Source organism: Rhodococcus sp. NPDC127527, from assembly GCF_042672245.1.
Taxonomy (GTDB): domain Bacteria; phylum Actinomycetota; class Actinomycetes; order Mycobacteriales; family Mycobacteriaceae; genus Rhodococcus_G.
Window position 1 is genome coordinate 363,929 of the sequence record NZ_JBHXVP010000003.1, and the last position, 19,374, is coordinate 383,302.

The 19,374-nt window shown below is 67.5% G+C and carries 17 protein-coding genes; 10 read left to right on the forward strand and 7 right to left on the reverse strand.

The annotated features are described in order from the left end of the window. Positions 1 to 117: 117 nt before the first annotated feature. Entirely contained in the window at positions 118 to 537 is a 420-nt protein-coding gene (locus tag ACFVH2_RS07600) for a hypothetical protein (RefSeq protein WP_378420524.1), read from the reverse strand. Between the two features lie 360 nt (positions 538 to 897). On the opposite strand from ACFVH2_RS07600, the gene ACFVH2_RS07605 reads away from it, so the two are divergent. The 4 genes from ACFVH2_RS07605 to ACFVH2_RS07620 are packed head-to-tail and all read left to right on the forward strand — an operon-like array spanning position 898 to position 4,194. Beyond that, positions 898 to 2,046, forward strand: a complete 1,149-nt coding sequence (locus ACFVH2_RS07605; protein ID WP_378475697.1) for an LLM class flavin-dependent oxidoreductase — start codon at positions 898 to 900, stop codon at positions 2,044 to 2,046. Next, positions 2,043 to 2,447, forward strand: a complete 405-nt coding sequence (locus ACFVH2_RS07610) for a YybH family protein (protein ID WP_378420125.1) — start codon at positions 2,043 to 2,045, stop codon at positions 2,445 to 2,447. The genes ACFVH2_RS07605 and ACFVH2_RS07610 overlap by 4 nt, the downstream gene beginning before the upstream one ends. Next, the gene (locus tag ACFVH2_RS07615; protein ID WP_378420124.1) at positions 2,447 to 3,898 is read left to right on the forward strand and encodes an amidase; all 1,452 of its coding nucleotides are present in this window, start codon (positions 2,447 to 2,449) and stop codon (positions 3,896 to 3,898) included. The genes ACFVH2_RS07610 and ACFVH2_RS07615 overlap by 1 nt, the downstream gene beginning before the upstream one ends. Next, complete coding sequence (locus ACFVH2_RS07620) at positions 3,895 to 4,194, forward strand: hypothetical protein (protein WP_378420123.1); 300 nt, start codon at positions 3,895 to 3,897, stop codon at positions 4,192 to 4,194. The genes ACFVH2_RS07615 and ACFVH2_RS07620 overlap by 4 nt, the downstream gene beginning before the upstream one ends. Positions 4,195 to 4,231: 37 nt before the next feature. Here ACFVH2_RS07620 and ACFVH2_RS07625 read toward each other — a convergent pair whose 3' ends face one another. The 3 genes from ACFVH2_RS07625 to ACFVH2_RS07635 form a co-directional block, all read right to left on the reverse strand. Further along, positions 4,232 to 7,519, reverse strand: a complete 3,288-nt coding sequence (locus tag ACFVH2_RS07625; protein ID WP_378420122.1) for a protein kinase — start codon at positions 7,517 to 7,519, stop codon at positions 4,232 to 4,234. A gap of 101 nt (positions 7,520 to 7,620) precedes the next feature. Next, a complete protein-coding gene (locus ACFVH2_RS07630) occupies positions 7,621 to 8,070 on the reverse strand; it encodes a hypothetical protein (protein WP_378420121.1) in 450 nt (149 codons plus the stop codon). Between the two features lies 1 nt (position 8,071). Continuing rightward, positions 8,072 to 8,569, reverse strand: a complete 498-nt coding sequence (locus ACFVH2_RS07635) for a flavin reductase family protein (protein WP_378420120.1) — start codon at positions 8,567 to 8,569, stop codon at positions 8,072 to 8,074. Between the two features lie 279 nt (positions 8,570 to 8,848). Here ACFVH2_RS07635 and ACFVH2_RS07640 point away from each other — a divergent pair, with 279 nt between their 5' ends. From ACFVH2_RS07640 to ACFVH2_RS07655, 4 genes are read left to right on the forward strand one after another with little or no spacing between them, the layout of a single operon-like run. Further along, the gene (locus ACFVH2_RS07640; protein WP_378420119.1) at positions 8,849 to 9,370 is read left to right on the forward strand and encodes a hypothetical protein; all 522 of its coding nucleotides are present in this window, start codon (positions 8,849 to 8,851) and stop codon (positions 9,368 to 9,370) included. Between the two features lie 13 nt (positions 9,371 to 9,383). Further along, on the forward strand, positions 9,384 to 10,727 hold the full coding sequence (locus ACFVH2_RS07645; protein ID WP_378420118.1) for a M20 family metallopeptidase: 1,344 nt from the start codon (positions 9,384 to 9,386) through the stop codon (positions 10,725 to 10,727). A gap of 40 nt (positions 10,728 to 10,767) precedes the next feature. Continuing rightward, positions 10,768 to 12,312 (forward strand): long-chain-fatty-acid--CoA ligase, encoded by a 1,545-nt coding sequence (locus tag ACFVH2_RS07650; protein ID WP_378420117.1) that lies wholly within the window; start codon positions 10,768 to 10,770, stop codon positions 12,310 to 12,312. Between the two features lie 2 nt (positions 12,313 to 12,314). Further along, the gene (locus ACFVH2_RS07655) at positions 12,315 to 13,496 is read left to right on the forward strand and encodes an acetyl-CoA C-acyltransferase (RefSeq protein WP_378420116.1); all 1,182 of its coding nucleotides are present in this window, start codon (positions 12,315 to 12,317) and stop codon (positions 13,494 to 13,496) included. A gap of 26 nt (positions 13,497 to 13,522) precedes the next feature. Here ACFVH2_RS07655 and ACFVH2_RS07660 read toward each other — a convergent pair whose 3' ends face one another. Continuing rightward, positions 13,523 to 14,314 carry a 3-oxo-5-alpha-steroid 4-dehydrogenase gene (locus tag ACFVH2_RS07660; RefSeq protein ID WP_378420115.1) on the reverse strand — a complete coding sequence of 264 codons (792 nt, stop codon included), beginning with the start codon at positions 14,312 to 14,314 and terminating at the stop codon, positions 13,523 to 13,525. A gap of 314 nt (positions 14,315 to 14,628) precedes the next feature. Here ACFVH2_RS07660 and ACFVH2_RS07665 point away from each other — a divergent pair, with 314 nt between their 5' ends. Next, positions 14,629 to 15,228: a methyltransferase family protein gene (locus ACFVH2_RS07665; RefSeq protein WP_378420114.1), complete on the forward strand. Its 600-nt coding sequence runs from the start codon at positions 14,629 to 14,631 to the stop codon at positions 15,226 to 15,228. A gap of 2 nt (positions 15,229 to 15,230) precedes the next feature. Here ACFVH2_RS07665 and ACFVH2_RS07670 read toward each other — a convergent pair whose 3' ends face one another. Together ACFVH2_RS07670 and ACFVH2_RS07675 are read right to left on the reverse strand one after the other, a co-directional pair. Beyond that, positions 15,231 to 16,496 carry a M23 family metallopeptidase gene (locus ACFVH2_RS07670; protein ID WP_378420113.1) on the reverse strand — a complete coding sequence of 422 codons (1,266 nt, stop codon included), beginning with the start codon at positions 16,494 to 16,496 and terminating at the stop codon, positions 15,231 to 15,233. A gap of 92 nt (positions 16,497 to 16,588) precedes the next feature. Then, positions 16,589 to 17,209, reverse strand: coding sequence for a hypothetical protein (locus ACFVH2_RS07675; RefSeq protein ID WP_378420112.1), 621 nt, complete (start codon positions 17,207 to 17,209; stop codon positions 16,589 to 16,591). A 176-nt stretch (positions 17,210 to 17,385) separates the two neighbouring features. Between ACFVH2_RS07675 and htpG the strand changes: the two genes are divergently transcribed. Continuing rightward, positions 17,386 to 19,329 carry a molecular chaperone HtpG gene (gene htpG / locus ACFVH2_RS07680; RefSeq protein ID WP_378420522.1) on the forward strand — a complete coding sequence of 648 codons (1,944 nt, stop codon included), beginning with the start codon at positions 17,386 to 17,388 and terminating at the stop codon, positions 19,327 to 19,329. Positions 19,330 to 19,374 lie beyond the last annotated feature (45 nt).

Consider the following 19,374-nt stretch of genomic DNA (forward strand, 5'->3'; position numbering starts at 1 on the left):
AGTTCCTTCAACGGTGCGGTGATGCGCGTCGGTCTCGGCGCATCGTCAGCCTCATCCATATCAGGCATTTCGGACCGGTCGGGCGGCTATCGGCGCGGATTCATCCGTTCGACTGGCCTACGGCACCGAGAAGGCGGCGAAACCGGGAGTGATCGGGCCCGGCTGCGGCAGGAGAGCGACCACGACCTGCCCGGCGCCCGTGTGCAGTGTCGCCTCGGCCGGAATTCCGTTCAGTCCGTCCGACAGCCGGCCGGAGCCGGACGCCCCGGTCGACAGGTTCAGCCAGTGCACCTCGGACGAGAGCGGGCATCCCCAGCGACCGGGCTTCCCGCCGGTGATCGTCGCGCTGCCGGGCCGGTCCCCGACCACGACCGCGCAGCGAACCGGTGGCGCGTCGAAGCTTCCGTTCGGGTTCCCGAACGGTGCGGGATCGACCTGAAACGGGACGGTCACCGCCGCCGCGGCGACCCCCGCCGCCAACCAGCTCGAAGCAACGACGCCGGCGGCGGAGATGCCCAGGGCACGAACGAGATTCAGCACGGTGACCTCCCATATCGGCGGGGTGACCCGACCCCGCGTCGGGTCCATCCTCCCTCAGGTCCCGGTCCGCTGCATGCCCGAGGCTGGCGTCGGGTCAGACCAGGTACGGCACAGGGCCCTGCGGTGATGAGCAGGATGACGACCGCGGGGCAGGGCCCAGGTGACCAGTGCGAGGCCGGACCAGGCGGTCAGGTCGCCGAGGTAGGCGGGGTACTCGCACGACATCGCCGTCGCAAAGTTCAGTACCTTCTCCGCACGATGACGGATCCGCGTCGATGCTCGGAACCGGGACGCTTGAACTCGCCACGCAGGCACCGTTCACCCACCGGACCGAAGGAAATCACAATGAGATTCATCATGATGAGCGAGTGTGCAACTGAGCCCGGCACCACGCAACACCGTCGTTACTTGGACATGGTGGAGGAAGCGGTGTTCGCCGAGCAGATGGGCTTCTACGGCTGGGGCACATCCGAGCACCACTTCTTCAACGACATGTGCGTCACGCCTGCGCCGGAGGTGCTGTTCACGGCGGTTGCCATGCGCACCAACAGAATTCGATTGCGCTATATGAGCCGCCTGATCTCTGTGATTCATCCTATCCTCGTCGCGGAGCAGACCGCGGCCACCGACCTGCTGTCCAATGGGCGCGTCGAATTGACAACCGCTCGGGGCAACACGCTGCTCCAGCTCGACGCGTTCGGCGTCTCGCTCGAGGAGACCCGTGGCAGGTCGGAGGAGGCGCTCGAGCTCATCGTCCGCGCGCTGAGCGATGACACCTTCAGCCACGACGGACCGCATTGGGGCAAGATCCCGGAGCGGCGGCTCAGCCCCAAGTCGCTGCAGGAACCGCATCCGCCGCTGTACAAGATCGTGCAGAGCATTGAGTCCGCCGCCGCCGCTCGGCGCCAGGGACTGGGCATGATCACCTCCGACGCGTACCTCGGCTGGGAGGTGCTGCAGGCGAACCTGGACGCGTACAACTCGGTGCCCGAGGGCGAGGTGTCGCCCGTCGGCCGCTACGCGGTCAAGTCCGCGGCCAGCAGCGTCATGTCGGTGCGGTGCGCCAAGACCACCGACGAGGCGCTCGCACTCGCCGAGGCGGACCTGCTGAAGTTCGCGCAGATGATCATCAACGACGTCTACGTGCAGCTCGCCGAGCGCTCGCCCGAACAGTACGGCGAGTTCTCCCGGATCGGACAGCTGCGCAAGCACGCCGACGACGCGGAATGGCTGCGAACCTGCGGCCCGACCGTCCTGGTCGGCGATCCGCAGTACTGCATCGAACAGGTGCAGCGGACCGCGGACATGGGCGCAGACGAGATCGTGCTTCGCATCGAGGGCGGCACCCACGAGGAGCGGATGCAGACCATCGAGAACCTCGGTCGCTACGTGATCCCGTACTTCACCAACCCCGCAGGTGTGGTGCGCACCGGGCCCGTCGGCCTGCTGCCCGGCGACCCCCGGCAGCGTCCGAGCTACGACAACGCGGAAGAACTGGCGGGATGACGATGGCGACGTTCGAGGAGCATCTCACCGAGGTCCACCGCAACGTGGTCCGGGCCGTCGACGAGCGGGATCCGGGGTTGTTCGCGTCGCTGTACACCGATGCGGGCACCCTGCTCACCCCCGACGGGCGTGCCGTGCGCGGGCGGGCCGCGATCGCCGAGGAGTTCGCCCGCTGGCTGATAGACGGATTCGTCCGGCAGTCACTCGAAAACGTGCAACTGACGGTCGGCGACACGGTCGCCGTCGAGGAGGGCGTCGCGGTCGGCGAATTCGCCGGTCGGCCCGCGGTGCGCAGCAACTACGTCGTCGTCCACCTGCGCCAGGACGACGGATCGTGGTTGATGCACCGTGACATCTGGACCCGGGTCGGAGCCGGGGTACCGGCGGAGGTGTCGTACTGATGTTGACGATCGAGGAGTACGCGTCGTACGACGCCACCGGGCTGGCAGAGCTGGTGCGATCCGGTGAGGTGAAGCCGTCGGACGTGCACGAGGCCGGCGTGCGGGCGGTCGAACTGGCGGATGCCGGGTTGCACGCCAGCGCCGAGGGTCCGTGGGAGTCGCCGCTGGACGCCGCCACCGACGGGGTGTTCGCCGGTGTCCCGTTCGTGCTGAAGGATCTGTGTTGCCACGCCGCGGGCGTCCCGATGCACCTGGGCAGCCGCGCCCTGGCGGAGGGGATCGTGTTCGACCACGACTCGGAGTTGATGGCGCGCTTTCGCCGGGCCGGGCTCGGTGCGGTCGCCGTCACGAAGATCCCCGAGTTCGCGCTCAGCCCGACAACGGAACCGTTGCTCGGCGGGGCCACGCTGAACCCGTGGGATCCGACCAAGAGCCCGGGCGGATCCAGCGGCGGTTCGGCCGCGTTGGTGGCCGCGGGCGCGGTGCCGATCGGCCACGCCAACGACGGTGCCGGGTCGATCCGCATTCCCGCGGGTCACACCGGGACCGTCGGGCTCAAACCGAGCCGTGGGCGGATTCCGATCGGGCCGGGCATCGCGGAGGCCTTCTACGGCAACGTGGCGGAGTTCGCCATCACCCGGACAGTGCGGGACGCGGCGGCACTGCTCGATGCCGTGCACGGGCCGATGCCGGGGGAGAGGTACGGCGCACCCGCCCCGGCTCGGCCGTATCTGGACGAGGTGCGGGCGCCGCGGACACCGCTGCGGATCGCCGTGTGTCCGGACTCGTGGACCGACCGGCTGCTGCATCCGGAGGTCGCCGGCGTGCTCGACGCGACGATCCGGTTGCTGGCGGAGTTGGGGCATCACGTGGAGGTTGTGCGGCCCGCGCTGGACTGGGAGCGGTTCCTCGAGGCGCTGACCGTGACCTTCTGCGCGGGGGCCGCGGCCGACGTCGTGCCCCTCGCGGAGTCGCTCGGGATCGGGCTGAGCCCCGAGTTCTTCGAGGCCACCACGGTCGCGGCCGTCGAGGCCGGCCGCGGGTTGACGCCGATGGACCTGGCCCGCGCCTTCGCGACGAACAACGCGGTCAGCAGGCAGCTCGCGGGGTTCATGGTGGACTGGGACGTCCTCGTCACGCCGACCGCGATCACCCCGCCGGTCGATCTGGGAACGTTCGACGCGAACGACGAGTCGTTCACCGCGCAGGGGTGGGTGCGCGAGGTCATCGCGCCTCACCCGACGTGCGCTCTGTACAACGTCACGGGTGCGCCGGCGATCAGCCTTCCGCTCGGTACCACCAGTGACGGTCTTCCGGTCGGGGTGCAGTTCGGCGCCGACATCTACCGAGAAGACCTGCTGCTCGGGCTGGCCGCGCAGCTCGAGCAGGCACGGCCGTGGGTTGATCGTCGACCGGCACTGCACGTCATGAACCTGGGTGAGGCGTCATGATCGTCGTCATCACCGAGAATGCGTCGATCCGCCTCGACGACGGGGACAACTTCACCGAGCTGGCGGTCGACGCGCTCGGTCTCTCCGTCGAAGACGTTGTCGGGGTTGCTGTTTCGGAGGGGGCGGGGGTCGTCGACGGCGATCATCTGTGGATCGACATCGACTTCCTCCGTCAGCGGGGTCGTGGGACCGAAGACTGGAACGGCGGGTTCGCTTCGATGATCGACTACGCCGCCGGCAAGGGCTGGACCGATGCTGAGGGCAGTCGGGTGCGTGCCCATATCCGTTGGAGGTGAGGTGTCCGGTGGAGATTGCCTCCTCGGTGGCCGATGGTCACGGCATGTCCGGACTCGCGGTGACCAACGAGGCAATCTCCGAGCGGCGGCGCAGTCCGCACTTCGCGAGCACATGCGCGACGTGGGTGTCCACGGTGCGTTTGCCGATTATCAGTTGCGCCGCAATCTCTTTGTTGGTCAGCCCGCGCGCCACGAGGTTGGCGATCTCCCGCTCCCGTTGCGTGAGAGGTTGCAGGAGAGTCGATCGTGTGTCCGCGGTGGGGTGTCGACCGCTGGGGCCGGAAGCGGCACCGGGGTCGACGATCGCCGAACCTGAGAGTGCGGCGATCCACTCGAATCCGAGCGCGGCTCCCTTCGCGGTTGCGTTGGCGATGTCGCGTTCCGCGAGGTGTGCCTGGACTTTCGTGAAGCATGCTTCGCGGTACTGCATCAGTCGATGGAGTCCCATCACGGAGGAGCCACTGGCGGACCAGTACGCCTCCGTCGCGCCCAGGAGGGTGGCCGCGTCGAGGTATTTGCCGTTCTCCACGGCCAGCCAGGCGAGTAGTTCCCCGACCAGTGCGATGCCCAGGTGATCGTCGATCGTCGCCATCGTCGCCAATGACAGTTCCGCGATCGATGCGGCGCGTTCGTACGATCCCTGTATGTATGCCGCGAGGGCCTGCACCCACCGGGCGTACGAGATGCACCACTGATCATTGTTCCGCTCGCAGACCGCGATGCAGTCGCGACAGCACTCCTCTGCGAGTTCGAACTCGTGGTAGAGGCAATAGCCCTCCCCGAGCTGATACAAGAACATCGCGGTGGCGAGTTGGTCGCCGCGCTGGCGTGCCTCCACGATCGCGGTTCGGTACAGCTCGACGCCGGTGTCGAAATCGTCCCGGAAGAAGTGCACGGCACCCAGCAGCGCTCTGCCGAACGAGCCCGCGCGCGCGTCGCCTTGTTCACTGGCTTGCGAAAGGCACTCTCGCAGATGCAGTTCCGCGCGATCCACCTCGCCGGTGATCAGTAGATTCCACCCGAGTGTCCACAGTGATCTCGCCTCGTGGGGTATGCCGAGGCTGTGGACCCGATCCCAGGCATGTTCCGACCACAGCCGGCCTTCCTTCAGGTGCCCGCAACCCACCCAGTAGAACCACAGGTCGGCCACCATCGCGGCGCCTGTACCGCAATGGTCTCTGGTTTCGAGCGCCCATTCGAAGGCCGAGCGCATGTTTGCTATCTCTTCGGCGACAGTCGAACTCGCACGACGTTGATTCGGGCCGAACCAGTCGTTCTCCGATTTCTTGGCCAACACCGAATAGAACTGCATGTGTCGATCGCGCAGGTCCGCCTGCGACGAGCTGAGGCCGAGAGACGCGGCATCTCGTTCGAGCATCAACTGGCCGAACTCACGAATGGTGTCGAGCATCTGGAAGCGAAGAACGCTCCCTGATTGCCGTCGCGACAGAATGGATTGCTGAACGAGACCGTCGACTACGTCGGCGACGTCAGCCTCGTCGTCGAGTTCACATACGCTGCGCACCGCGTCCAACGAGGCCGAACCAACGAACACGGAGAACTGGGCCCACAGCGATCTCTGCGCGCTGCTGCACTGCTCCCACGTCCACCCGAGCAGCGTCCACAGGCTGCGATGGCGGGGATGCATGTCTCGTGGTCCGCCCTTGAGGAGCCCGAATCGATCGGTCAGTCCGGTGTTGATGTCGTGGATCGACATCGTCCGTGTTCGTAGTGCGGCGAGTTCGATCGCCAGGGGCAGCCCGTCCAGCCGATTGCACAGGTCGACGATGTCGTCCCCTCGGCTGGCGTCGTATTCCCATCCGCTGGCTGCCTGTGCGCGGTCCTGGAACAGTGCCACGGCGTCGTTCGCGGTCTCCGGGCGCGTTCCGTTGCCGGTATCGGCGGCGAACGGCGGTACATTCAGTACGTATTCAGCGCTGATGTCCAGTGGCGTCCGCGAGGTCGCGATGATCTTCACGTTCGGGCACTGGGTCAACAAACTCGCCGCGACGTCTCCGATTTCGGTCGTGAGTTTGTCGCAGTTGTCGAGTATCAGTAGGAGACTCTTGTCGCGGAGCTGCTCGGTCAGTGACAGTACAGTGGCCGGTCCTGGTACCGAATCCTGGATCGCCTGTTGCACGAATCTGCTGTCCTGTACGAAATTGAAGTCCGTGAGCCACACCCCGTCGCGGAACGCGCGCTGAAACGTCAACGCGGCGGCCTTCACGAGTCGCGATTTGCCCACGCCCCCGATCCCGGTCAGCGACAGCAGTCGCGCCTTGCGTAGCAGCGTCCTGATCTCGCGAATTTCCTGCGTGCGACCGACGAAACTGGTTGTGTCCGCCGAAATGTTGTGTCGCCCGGAACCGGGTTTCACCGGTTGTAGAGCGCCGCCGGTCGTCGCACTCGCTCCGCTTCCGAGCGCGGTGGGTGTCGCCATCTCGTCGACCACCAGCCCCAGGTGACGTTGAATCTCGCGCAGTTCGTTGCCGTATGCCGTTGCCGTGGCGGGGCGGTCTTCGGGATTGTGCGCCATGGCCCTTTCGATCGCGGCGGCTACGTCGGCGGGAATGTCGTACTCGTGCAGGGACGGAATCGGTTCGTTCGAGATGCGCAAGAACTGCGCGACGACGTCCTCGCCGCTGCGCCGCTCGAATGCGGCGTGGCCGGTCACCGCGCTGAACAATGTCGCACCGAGACTGTAGACGTCGGATGCGGCAGTTGCGGCTTGCCCGCGCAGCACCTCGGGTGCGGCGAACGCCGGTGAGCCGAGAACGATGCCGGCGGCGGTCTGGAATCCTCCGGTGATCCGTGCGATGCCGAAGTCGGTCAGCTCGGGCTCGCCGTACTCGGTCAGCAGGATGTTTCCCGGCTTGACGTCGCGATGCAGGATGTCGATCCTGTGCGCGGCGGCCAGCGCACCGGCAATCTTCACGCCGAGCCGGAGTGCGTCGGCCCAGCCGATCGGGCCGTGACGGCGGAGGTGAGTCTCCAGAGACTCCTGTCGGTGGTACGGCATCACGAGGTATGGTCGACCGCTCTCGGTCGCTCCCGCATGGAGGATCGTGACGATGTTGGGATGCTCGGACAGCCGCCCCATTGCGTGCTGTTCCTCGACGAACCGCTCGAAATTCTCTTCGCTTAGGTCGGCAGTGAGAACCTTGACCGCCACCGTGCGATCGAGCGGCTTCTGCTCACAGCGGTAGACGACTCCGAATCCTCCGTGAGCGATCTCCTGTGCGTCGCTATAGCCGTCGACAGCAAGCTCGGCGGCAATATCGACAGCCGCTCCCCGCTGCGTGGCGAGCGGGTCGACTTCAGCCATCGGCGGTCCCAGATTCTGTATCGGTGGGCAACTGTGCCAATCAAGTTTATCGCTGCCCGGAGACGGTCGAGCGGGTTCGACATCGGCTGACCGGGCGGGCTTCAGCTCGACGGCTGGAGGCTCGTGTCCTCCACTGCCCACCCTGGGACGTCGAATGCGACATCGAATCCGGCCAGCAAGAGATGGTCCGCGATCTCGTCGCGCAGCCTGTGCGAGCGCGTCGGCCGCCCACCGACGGTGATCACGGCGCCCGAAGCGACGCCCACCCGGACCGCGTCCGCGATCAAGCCCGCTAACAACCTCGGCGAATCGGGGAACGCAATCGCCTGGCGGTCCCGGCGCGCGCACGTGGCGGCGGGCGCCGATGATGTCGTGTCTATGCGCAAGAGCGGCAGTGGTGTTCTCCCGGAGTCGTCGCGCTCGAGCCGGCTGGACGTCGACGCCGCATCGCTCAGATTGTCCGCGTCCAGGAGATGCGGGTAGCGGGCGCTGCCTGCGCCGGTCGGCGTGAACACCGGATCGGCGTGGTGTCCGGTGACGAAAACGGCCACCCTAACCATGGCGCACCGCCGCGAACTTGCTCCGGAAGAACAGCAGTGGCGAATTGTCGATGCCGTTCGAGATGCTGCGCAGCGTCAGCAGAACCAGGGAGTGGTCGCCGGCGGGGATGGGGTCCGATGCCGTTGCCTCGAACCACGCGGACGCGTCGTCGATGGCGACCGCCCCCGATGCGCTCACGCTGTAGCCGATCGAGTCGAAGCGGCTGCCCGCCTCACTGGCGGACATCTGCAACCCGCAAGCCCCCTGCGATTCGGCCAGGATGCTTGCGCCGACAGCCTCCGCCCTGGCGATCAGTGGCCAGGTGGTGGATTCGTTGCGGATGGACACGACCATCAACGGCGGATCGAGCGAGACGTTGGTGAACGAACTCACCGCCATGCCGACGGGTTCACCATCCACCATCGCGCCGAGCACGAGAACACCGCTCGGTATCCGGCCGTAGAACGACCGCAACGTCGTCTGGTCGAAGGGTTCGGAAATCGTCGTCATGGCGATGCACTCCCGTGGGATCGGTACAAGACTGATGGACCGAATTCTGGAACGTCGTCGCCGACCATGCATCGGTCGTTGTACGTATCCGGCTACGGATTCGACGCTGCCGACCGATCGAATGTGCGTGCCACCGCCCGAACTCCGTATGCGCTCCGCACGATGACGGATTCGCTGAGGGGCCCGCGTCCGCATGCTTGGACGCCATGACCGACGCGAGTCGTCACATCAAGGTCTCGTCGGCAGATCGGCCGAATCCAGGGAAGAAGGCTTCACACGATGAACGCGATCTATGCAGAACCGCAGACCCGGGCAGCGTCCAGCACCGCCAGCCGGCGCATCGCCATGTGCGCCATCGCGAGCACAGCGGCAGTGTGGCTCGGTCTGCTCGGCCCCGCTTGGACCTACATCCCGCCGCAGCCGCAAGCCAACGCTCCCGCCGCGGAGCTGTCGTTCGCTGCTCTGTCCGCTGCCTCAGTCGGTAGCACCTCCACCGCGCAGGCGGCCTATTTCGGTTGGTTTGCATGGCTTTTCGCGGTCGCGGCGACGGCGCTGGTGGTGCTGCTCGCCAGGACCCGCTCTCGCGTGGTCGCCGTGCTGTGCACGGTGGTCGGCGCCGCGCAGCTGGCATTGACGGTGTTGGCGGTCAAGGGCCCGCTGCCGTGGTCGGTGTTCTTCGACGGCATCGCCAACATCCGGCTCGGCGCAGTACTCGAACTGATCGGGATCCTGCTGCTCATCGCGGGCGGGCTGTTGGTGTTGGTCTCGCCCAATGCCGCTCCCGTGCCGAACGCCAGGTAGTGAGGAGATGACGATGTCACGACAACCGGCGGATACGGCTCAGCGGAATGCCGTCTTCCAAGCAGTGGATGCCCTGCGCGACGACATGGTCGCGGTCCTGTCCGACGTGATCGCGATACCCAGCGTGAATCCGAAGTATCCCGGTCAGGTGTACGACGATGTCGTGGGTGCCGAGGGGCGGGTCAGCGAGTTGCTTGCCGAGATCTATCAAGACGCGGGCGCGCAGGTGGAGAAGTGGGCTGTCGAGCCCAAGCGTACGAATGCGGTCGGCACGATCGCCGGCAGCGGCGGAGGTCGATCCCTGATCCTCAACGGCCACGTCGACGTCGTGCCTCCCGGCAACTCCGACCGATGGGAGTCGGGCACGCCGTTCTCCGGCCGTATCGACGACGACCGCGTCTGGGGTCGCGGCGCGAGCGACATGAAGGCCGGGTTGGTCGCGCAGGCCTTCGCCGTCAAGGCACTCGAACGCGCCGGAGTCCGCTTGCAGGGCGACCTGATCATCCAGGCCGTCGTTGGCGAGGAGGTGATGGACCACGAGTGCGGTGTCTCCTCGACGCTGGAGCGCGGCTACCGGGCAGACGCGGCGGTCGTGGCCGAGCCGAGCGGCCCGACACGGCTCGGAGTCATCCCGGTCACCCCGGGACTGCTGTGGTTCTCGGTCACGGTCGGGGGGAAGACCACGCACTCCTCGATGCGCGGCCAGACCATCCGCGCGGGCGGCGGCGGCCCGGACGTAGGCGTCAACGCCATCGACAAGGGTTTCCACGTCTTCCAGGCCATGCAGCGGCTGGAGGAGGAGTGGTCGTTCACCAAGACCCACCCGCTGTTCGCCCCCGGCCACTTCACCATCCATCCGGGAGTTGTCACGGGCGGGCCGCATGGCGTCCAGGTTCCGTTCTTCCTGTCGGAGTACATGACCATCGAGTACTGCGTGTGGTATCCGCCGCAGGACGATCCGGAGGACGTCAAGGCGGAGATCGAAGCGCAGATCGAGGCGATCGCGCGCACGGACGGATGGCTTCGGGAACATCCCCCCACGGTCGAGTGGAAGCTCAACTGGCCCGCCAACGATCCCGGCGAGGCGGCCGGCGACATCACCGCGGCCGTCTCGGCCGCGCATGTTGCCGCCGCCGGCGACACGCCCTACGCGGGCCCGGCGACGGTGGCCGGCTTCTGCGCCGTCGAAGACTGCTCGTTCCTCACCCGCGCGGGTGTCCCCGCGATCAGCTACGGACCGGGTGACCTGCGCGTCTCCCACGCGGACGACGAGTACTGCCTGCTGGACGAGGTCCACACCGCTGCGCGCACCTATGCGGCTCTGGCGCTGGAGTGGTGCGGGCCGGTCACCGGCTGAGACGCACAACCGCACACCCCTCACCATCGAAGGAAGAACGATGTATCTCACGCAATCTCTGCACCGTGCGCTTCAGCAAGAACCCGACCGGATCGCGACGATCTTCGGGGACCGGGTCCGAACCGTCGCCGAGTCGGTGGACCGGATCGCACGTCTGGGCGGGGCGCTGCGGTCGCTCGGCGTGCGGGCCGGGGACCGCGTGGCATTCCTCGGTTTGAATTCCGACCGGTATCACGAGTACCTCTTCGCGGTGCCGTGGATCGGGGGTGTGGTGAATCCGGTCAACATCCGGTGGAGCGCCGCTGAGATCGCATTCTCGTTGACAGACTCCGGGACCCGCGTCCTGATGGTTGACGACGAGTTCGCCGAAGTTGTTCCCGCGCTGCGGGATCGGTGCGACGGTGTGGAGACGGTCATCTTCGCAGGGGAAAGGGAAGCGCCTCCGGGGGCACTGCGATACGAAGAGCTGATCGAGGCGAGTGCCCCCGTGGAGGACACCCGGACCAGCGATGATTCGTTGCTGGGGCTGTTCTACACGGGCGGCACGACCGGGCGCCCGAAAGGGGTGATGGTCAGCCACCGCAACCTCGTCACGTCGGGACTCGGCTCACTGGCGACCGGCTGTGTCGCCTCACCCGGCGGTAGGGTGCTGCACGTCGCCCCGATGTTTCACATGGCCGACATCGCGATGTGGGCGGTGGGCAATCTCGCTGCGTCCACCCACGTCGTCATCCCGGCGTTCACCCCGGATGGCACGGTGAAAGCCATTGCAGAACACGGCATCACGGATGCCTTGCTGGTGCCGACGATGATCCAGATGCTCGTGGAGCACGCCGAGGACGCGGATGTCGACCTCACCAGCGTCGAGCATTTCGTGTACGGCGCCTCGCCGATTTCGGAGTCGCTGCTCGCCCGCGCCCGGACGATGTTCCCCACCGCCCAGTTCACGCAGGCGTACGGGATGACCGAACTCTCGCCGATCACGACGCTGCTGTCGCCTGCCGACCACGACGACCCGACCCTGCAGCGTGCCGCGGGGCGTGCGGTGCCCCATGCCGAGGTACGCATCGTCGACGCCGACGACAACGAGGTTCCGCGTGGAACAGTGGGCGAGGTCGTCGCGCGCGGCGACCACGTCATGCGCGGGTACTGGAACATGCCGAAGGACACGGCGGAGGCGTTGCGTGGCGGCTGGATGCACACCGGCGACGGCGGCTACATGGACGAGAACGGCTACGTGTTCATCGTCGACCGTCTCAAGGACATGATCATCACCGGCGGCGAGAACGTGTACTCCGTCGAGGTCGAGAACGCCCTGGCCAAGCATCCTGCCGTTGCTGCGTGCGCCGTCATCGGTGTGCCCGACGAGCGGTGGGGCGAGCGTGTGCACGCGGTCATCGTGACCACACCCGGCGGCCACGCCAGCTCCGACGAGTTGCGTGCTCACTGCAGAGCGCTCATCGGCAGCTACAAGGTGCCCCGCAGCATCGAGTTCGTCGATGCGCTGCCGGTGTCCGGCGCAGGCAAGATCCTCAAGCGGGCACTGCGCACCCCGTACTCGGCCGCAACGGCGAACGGAGCCTGACCATGCCCGGAAACGTCATCGTGCACGGAGCACGCACCCCGATCGCCAAGCTCTCCGGCGCCCTCCGCACTTTGTCCGCTACCGACCTCGGTGCACACGCGATCGGGGCTGCGCTCGCGAGAGCAGGTGTGCGGCCGGACCAGGTCGATCATGTCGTCATGGGCAACGTGGTCCAGGCCGGCGTCGGCCCCAATCCTGCACGTCAAGCCGCCGTCGCAGCGGGCGTGCCCCTGTCCACTCCCGCTCTCACGCTCAACAATCTCTGTCTGTCGGGCCTCGAGGCAATCAGAGTTGCGGACCGTTTGTTGTCCGCTGGTGAGGCAGATGTCGTGGTCGCGGGCGGGATGGAGTCGATGACGAATGCACCCCATCTCGTCCGGGGCGTTCGACACGGACTCCGGTACGGACCCGGCGCGCTCGACGATGCGCTCGACCGGGACGCACTCGTGTGTGCGTTCGACGGAATCGCGATGGGAGCAGCCACCGAGAGATATCAGTCGGCCGAAGGGTTCTCGCGTGCGGACCTCGACGCCTTCAGTGCCCGATCCCACCGACGTGCTGATGCGGCGACACGGGGCGGCATCCTTGCGCGCGAGATTTCACCGGTCACCGTGACATCGCGCCGTGGCGTCATGGTCGTCGACGTGGACGAAGGGATTCGTCCCGATGCGACAGCCGAATCGCTCGGAGCGCTTCGGCCGGCGTTCTCCGAGGACGGCAGGATCACCGCCGGCTCCTCGTCCCAATTGTCCGACGGGGCCTGTGCACTCGTCGTGATGCGCAAGGACCTCTGCGAATCACTCGGATTGACCTGGCTCGCAGAGATTCGCAGCCACGCCTTCGTGGCAGGACCGGATACCTCGCTCCTCCATCAACCGGCCGCTGCGATCGGCGCGGCACTCGAACGCGACGGGAACCTGTCGGCAGAGGATCTCGACGTCGTCGAGATCAACGAGGCGTTCGCCGGTGTCGCGCTGGCATCCATGAACGACCTTTCGCTCGGGCCCGACCGGGTGAACGTCCACGGCGGTGCGATCGCTCTCGGGCACCCAGTCGGGATGTCCGGCGCGCGTCTGGCACTGACGCTGGCCGTCGAACTCCGATGCCGTGGCGAGTCCATCGGGGCCGCAGCGTTGTGCGGCGGTGGAGGGCAGGGCAACGCACTCGTCCTGGAGACGACGTGACCGGGTTGGGTTGGTGTCGGAGAGACTCAGACCAGGTACGGCACCAGGGCCTTGCGGTCGGTGGGGTAGTCGGTGAACTTCTCCTGGTACCACCGGTGGGTGGCGATCGCTCGGGGGATGAGGTTTCCTGCGGTGATGAGCAGGATGACGACGCCGGGCAAGGCCCAGGTCAGCAGCGCGAAGCCGGACCAGGCGATCAGCTCGCCGAGGTAGGCCGGGCTGGTGACGAAGCGGAACCCGCCGCCGAACGGGATCCGGTACTCGGCGGCGCCGGGGTTCTTCTTGTCGCGCAGGTTCCGCACGATCGACTCCGAGCTGACCAGCAGTGCGAATCCGGACAGGTAGACGACCAGTCCGACGAGGAACCGGGGATCGGTCAGCCAGTCGGTGCCGTACTGGCCGAAGTAGTCGTGGCTGAACAGTGCGCCGTTGAGGTACCCGTGCATCGACGTCACCAGCATGCCCATCACGATCACCGAGATGTTGAACGTGCTGCGCTTGCCGGGCACCTGCCGGATCGCGAGCGGGAAGAACCAGCCGCGATTCGCGTAGTGCATCAGCCAGATCGCCGCGAGGACCAGTGACGTCGGCTCGAACCGGTTCGGCCCGGTCAGGTAGCACACCAGGAAGACCACGGTCGCCGGGATCTCCATCAGCCACCAGCCGAGCTTCGGGTTGAGGTTGAACCCGAGATTCGTGGAGGAGAAGCGCCCGTACGAACTCTGGGCGAAGAAGCTGCCGACGATCACGAACGCGGCGAACGCGAACGCGAGGGTCAGCACGGTGTCGTACGTGGTGTTCCCGGTGTACCAGTGCATCGAGGTCCTTCGTCTTGTGCGCGTGGCCGCTGGTCGGCCACCGTCGTCGGCTGCGCCGTGTGGTGTCGCCGACGCAAGAAAACTAGAACGTGTTATACCGCACGCCGCGGCGCGGTCACGGCGAAACGGGGCGATGATGCGCACGGATTGCCGGGTAGCGAGCGCCCCCGACACGAGGGATGATGCGCTGATGGAGCCGCCGTGGGCACGGCCCGGAACGGAGACCCGTCATGGCCCCCGCTGGCGCCGACGGCTTCCTCGTCGAACGCTCGACCGTCGTGGGCACCGGTCTCGAGGCGCGCTGAGGCGATGACGTGACCGAACCCGGCCGGGTCCTGCCGCTGTTCGCGACCGATCCGGTCGCGGGCGCGGTGCTGGCGGCGGCGTTCGCGGCATTCCTGTTCTCCGAGTACCGGATCGGCCGGCTCCGGCCGTCGGCGTCGCGCCCGCGCGATCGCAGCGGTCTCGCGGTGGGGCTCGGCCTGCTCGTCTCGTATCTCGGCGGACTCGCCGTCAGCGTGCTGGCGACCGCGACGGTGGTCGTCGACGGGCAGTGGTGGTGGTTCGCCGCGGGGCTGCTGGTCGCGGCGGCGGGTCAGGGGTTGCGGCTGCGTGCGGTCCGAGAACTCGGGTCCTCGTTCACCTTCCGGGTCCAGACGGTCCCCGGGCAGACCGTCGTCGACACCGGCCCGTACCGGTGGGTCAGGCATCCGTCGTACACGGGCGCGCTGATCTGTGCGCTCGGGTTCACCGTCGCCTACACCAACTGGCTGGCCCCGCTCGCCGTGCTGGGGTTGGCGGCGGCCTACCTCGTTCGCATCCCGTACGAGGAACGCCTGTTGGCCGCCGAGCTCGGCGAACCGTACCGCCGGTACATGCGCCGGACCACCCGGCTGATCCCGTTCGTGTTCTAGGACTAGTGGGTGGGGAAGTCGAGGACGGTCTGGCTCAACGGCATCTGATCCGTCCGCGGTTCGGGCGTCGGCAGGTAGGTGACGTCCTCGAGGGTGGCATGCCCGGCCAGGGCGAAGGAGTCGAACTCGAACGGCGCGCCTTGCGCCAGTGCGGGATTGGTGTTGTCCATCACCTGGAAGTGCAGGTGCGGGGCGGTCGACTGCCCGGTGTTGCCGAGCTTGCCGAGGACCTGGCCGCGGGTGACGCGATCGCCCGCCTTCACGCGCAGGCTGCCCGGTTGCAGGTGCGCGTAGGCCGCGTACAGTCCGTCGCCCAGGTCGAGGACCAGATTGTTGCCCATCGCCTCGGTGAAGTCCCGCTCGGGTTGCGGGGCGCCGACGACGTTCTCCGCCTTGCCGTCCACCGCGGAGGTGATCGTCCCGTCCGCGACCGCGAGCACGTCCTGGCCGTACCCGACGTAGTTCTCCTTGTTGTTCTCGCCCCGGTACGCGAAGCCGTCACGGTCGACGCCGAGGAAGTCGATCGCGTACCGCTTGAACAGGAGCAGCTTGCCGTTCACAGACCAGGCGCCGCGCCGGTGGTGGGTGTCGGAGCCGCAGCACCCCTCCATCGCCGCCCAGCCGTCCCCGGCCAGCGGCGGCCCGATGACCGGGACCTTCCCGTCGAAGACAGGGACTGTGACCGTCGTGTCGGGAGTCGGCACCGCCGGTGGGCCGGACTCGTCGACCATGCCGGTCAGGGTGCCGCCCTCCGAGGGTGGTGCGGGCGGGGGAGCGTCGGCGACGACTGACATCGAGGTCGCGACCGCGCCGGGGGCCCGGGTTCCGCCGGCCAGGGCGAGGTCCACGTAGAAGATCCCGGTCTGGGCGGGCAGCAGTCGGGCGACCGGAGTCGTGTGGTCGCCTGCGAGGTTCATGTTGGGCGCGACGGCGTCGGCCCCGTACGTCGCGAGGGGCGTGCCGGGCGCATCCGCCGCGGCGATCGTCACCTGGCGCACCGTCAACGGCACCGTCGTCGCGTTGGTCACCACCACCTCGTAGGTGAGGTGGCTGGTGCCGTCGGTGGTGTCGACGGGTGTCGGCGCGAACGGCACCTCGAGCGCCAGTGGGGCGGGGCCGACGATCGGGTCGGTGGACGAGATTCTCTCTGCCGGGGTCCACTCAGTGCCCCACCGGGGCTGCGCCGTCGACGACGACTGCGCGTCGCACGCGGTCACCGCCACGCCCAGGGCCGCCACCGCGGTGAGGCCACGCCACGTCCGGTTCATCTGCGCCTCCCGGTTGCGCGCGATCGATCCCCGCGAGCGTATCCGCGCAGCCGGACCCGCGGCGGCGTATTCGCCGCCCCCGGGTTGCGGTGTCAGGCCATCTCGGGCACGTGCAGGTGCGCGATCGCGAGCTCGAACTCGCACACCTCGAGCACCTCGGCTCCCATCTCCCGGGCGACTCTGGTCCGCAGCGCCTCGGCCGCGTCCCGGTTCCGGTCCATGGCGTCGTGGCTGTCGAAGGTCACCGAGACGACCGCCCGGCCGGCGGCGTGGTCGACCATCAGGCTCGAGCTGCAGAAACCCTCGAGTTCCTGCATCGACGGCATCGCGACGAGTTTGAACACGTCGACGGCCCGGGTCATGCGCCCCGGCTCGATCTTGAGCCAGGCGGCGCGGACGCAGGCGCCGCGCTGGGAGCGATGGTCGCGATGAAGGACCGCGATGTCCCACCGCTCGACGTGGGCGGTGCCGTGGAACATCTCCACGGCGCGGTCGCGGATGTCATTGACGGGCCCCTCGCTGCCGCGCAGCGCGTCCTCGTCCATCCACGAGCTGGTGGCGATGCAGCGTCCGGTGTCGTGGTCGACCAACAGCGAGAGTCCGGCGCATCCCTCGAGGTCGGCGAGCGCGGGCATGACGGTGTCGCGGATGTGCTTGACACCTGCGTCGATGTGGGACGGGTGGGCCTGGATAGTGGTAGAGCGCGCGTACACGATCCACCCCTTTCTGCTCGAGGCGGCGCCCCGGCGGCGCCACCGGTCAACCCCACTTCACACCCTCCTCCCACCGACCGGGCATGGCAATGGTGGGCCGGGCCGGCGCTAAAATCCCGACGACGTGTCCGGGAGCGGGTCACCGCTGTCGAAAGGAATACGAAGTGAACGCGCACATCGGAGAACAGGACGCTCCCGGTCGGGAGCAGTTGGAGTTCCAGGCGGAGACCCGCCAGCTGCTCGACCTGATGATCCACTCGGTCTACTCGAACAAGGACTCCTTCCTGAGGGAGCTGCTGTCCAACGCCTCGGACGCACTCGACAAGCTGCGGCTCGAGGCCTACCGCGACAAGGACCTCGCGGCGGACACCTCCGACCTGCACATCGAGATCGAGGCAGACCAGGACGCCCGGACCCTCACCGTCCGGGACAACGGCATCGGCATGTCCCGCGCCGAGGTCGTCGACCTGATCGGCACCCTCGCCAGGTCGGGCACGGCAGAACTGCGTCGAAAGCTGAAGGAGGCCAAGGACTCCGCGGCCTCGGAGGAACTGATCGGTCAGTTCGGTATCGGCTTCTACTCGACGTTCATGGTCGCCGACAAGGTGACGCTGCTGACCCGCCGCGCCAGTGAGGAGCAGGCCACCAGGTGGGAGTCCAGCGGCGAGGCGACCTACACCATCGAGACCGTCGAGGGCGCGCCGCAGGGCAGCTCGGTGACCCTGCACCTCAAGCCCGTCGACACCGGCGACCACCTGCACGACTACACGTCCGCGCACAAGATCCGCGAACTGGTCAAGCGGTACTCCGACTTCATCGCCTGGCCGATCCGGATGGACGTCGAGCGCCGCACCCCGGCGACCGAGGAGGGTGGCACCGAGCAGGTCACCATCGAGTCCGAGACGATCAACTCGATGAAGGCGCTGTGGGCGCGCTCGCGCGACGAGGTCTCCGAGGACGAGTACAAGGAGTTCTACCGGCACATCGCGCACGCCTGGGACGACCCGCTCGAGACCATTCCGATGAAGGCGGAGGGCACCTTCGAGTACCAGGCGCTGCTCTTCATCCCGTCGCACGCACCGTTCGACCTGTTCATGCGGGACGGCAAGTCCGGCGTCCAGCTCTACGTCAAGCGCGTGTTCATCATGGACGACTGCGACCAGCTGATGCCCGAGTACCTGCGCTTCGTGAAGGGTGTCGTCGACGCACAGGACCTCTCCCTCAACGTCTCTCGCGAGATCCTCCAGCAGGACCGGCAGATCCGCGCGATCCGCCGACGGCTCACCAAGAAGGTCCTCGCGACCGTCAAGGACATCCAGGCCGAGCGTCCCGACGACTACCGCACCCTGTGGTCGGAGTTCGGGCGCGCGCTCAAGGAGGGTCTGGTCTCGGACTCCGACAACCGCGACGCGCTGCTCGAGATCTCCTCGTTCGCCTCCACGCACAGCGACGAGGAGCTGACCACCCTCGCCGACTACGTGGGCCGGATGAAGGACGGGCAGGAGCAGATCTACTACGCGACCGGCGACTCGCGTCAGCTGCTCGAGAACTCCCCGCACCTCGAGGCGTTCAAGGCGAAGGGACTCGAGGTGCTCCTGCTCACCGACCCCGTCGACGAGGTGTGGGCCGCGCAGGTCCCCGACTTCGACGGCAAGGCGTTCCAGTCCGTCGCCAAGGGCGAGGTCGACCTCGACACCGAGGACGACAAGAAGGCGAACGAGCTCGAGCGGGAGGAGCGGGAGAAGGACTTCGCCGACCTGCTCACCTGGATGACCGGGACGCTGAGCGATCAGGTCAAGCAGGTGCGGCTGTCGAGCCGGCTGACCACCTCGCCTGCCTGCATCGTCGGCGACGACTTCAGCATGTCGCCCGCCCTCGAGCGCATGTACCGGGCGTCCGGGCAGCCGGTGCCGCAGACCAAGCGCATCCTCGAGCTCAACCCCGACCACCCGCTCGTCGCGGCGCTGCGCACCGCCCACGCCGCTCGTCCCGACGACACCGCCCCCGCCGAGACCGCGGAGCTGCTGTACGGCATGGCGCTGCTCGCCGAGGGCGGCGAGCTCGACGACCCGGTGCGATTCACCGGGCTGCTCGCCAGCCGCCTCGCCGCGACGGTGTGAGCGAGCGCCGGTCCGACGTCGCCCCCGCGACGCCGGACCGGCGCT

What these genes read in the sequence shown, in the direction of transcription:
- ACFVH2_RS07640 (WP_378420119.1), top strand. Translation starts at nt 8,849, where the DNA reads ATGAACGCGATCTATGCAGAACCGCAGACCCGGGCAGCGTCCAGCACC.
- ACFVH2_RS07625 (WP_378420122.1), bottom strand. Translation starts at nt 7,519, where the DNA reads ATGGCTGAAGTCGACCCGCTCGCCACGCAGCGGGGAGCGGCTGTCGAT.
- ACFVH2_RS07615 (WP_378420124.1), top strand. Translation starts at nt 2,447, where the DNA reads ATGTTGACGATCGAGGAGTACGCGTCGTACGACGCCACCGGGCTGGCA.
- ACFVH2_RS07605 (WP_378475697.1), top strand. Translation starts at nt 898, where the DNA reads ATGATGAGCGAGTGTGCAACTGAGCCCGGCACCACGCAACACCGTCGT.
- ACFVH2_RS07645 (WP_378420118.1), top strand. Translation starts at nt 9,384, where the DNA reads ATGTCACGACAACCGGCGGATACGGCTCAGCGGAATGCCGTCTTCCAA.
- ACFVH2_RS07660 (WP_378420115.1), bottom strand. Translation starts at nt 14,314, where the DNA reads ATGCACTGGTACACCGGGAACACCACGTACGACACCGTGCTGACCCTC.
- ACFVH2_RS07650 (WP_378420117.1), top strand. Translation starts at nt 10,768, where the DNA reads ATGTATCTCACGCAATCTCTGCACCGTGCGCTTCAGCAAGAACCCGAC.
- ACFVH2_RS07635 (WP_378420120.1), bottom strand. Translation starts at nt 8,569, where the DNA reads ATGACGACGATTTCCGAACCCTTCGACCAGACGACGTTGCGGTCGTTC.
- ACFVH2_RS07610 (WP_378420125.1), top strand. Translation starts at nt 2,043, where the DNA reads ATGACGATGGCGACGTTCGAGGAGCATCTCACCGAGGTCCACCGCAAC.
- ACFVH2_RS07655 (WP_378420116.1), top strand. Translation starts at nt 12,315, where the DNA reads ATGCCCGGAAACGTCATCGTGCACGGAGCACGCACCCCGATCGCCAAG.
- ACFVH2_RS07670 (WP_378420113.1), bottom strand. Translation starts at nt 16,496, where the DNA reads ATGAACCGGACGTGGCGTGGCCTCACCGCGGTGGCGGCCCTGGGCGTG.
- ACFVH2_RS07620 (WP_378420123.1), top strand. Translation starts at nt 3,895, where the DNA reads ATGATCGTCGTCATCACCGAGAATGCGTCGATCCGCCTCGACGACGGG.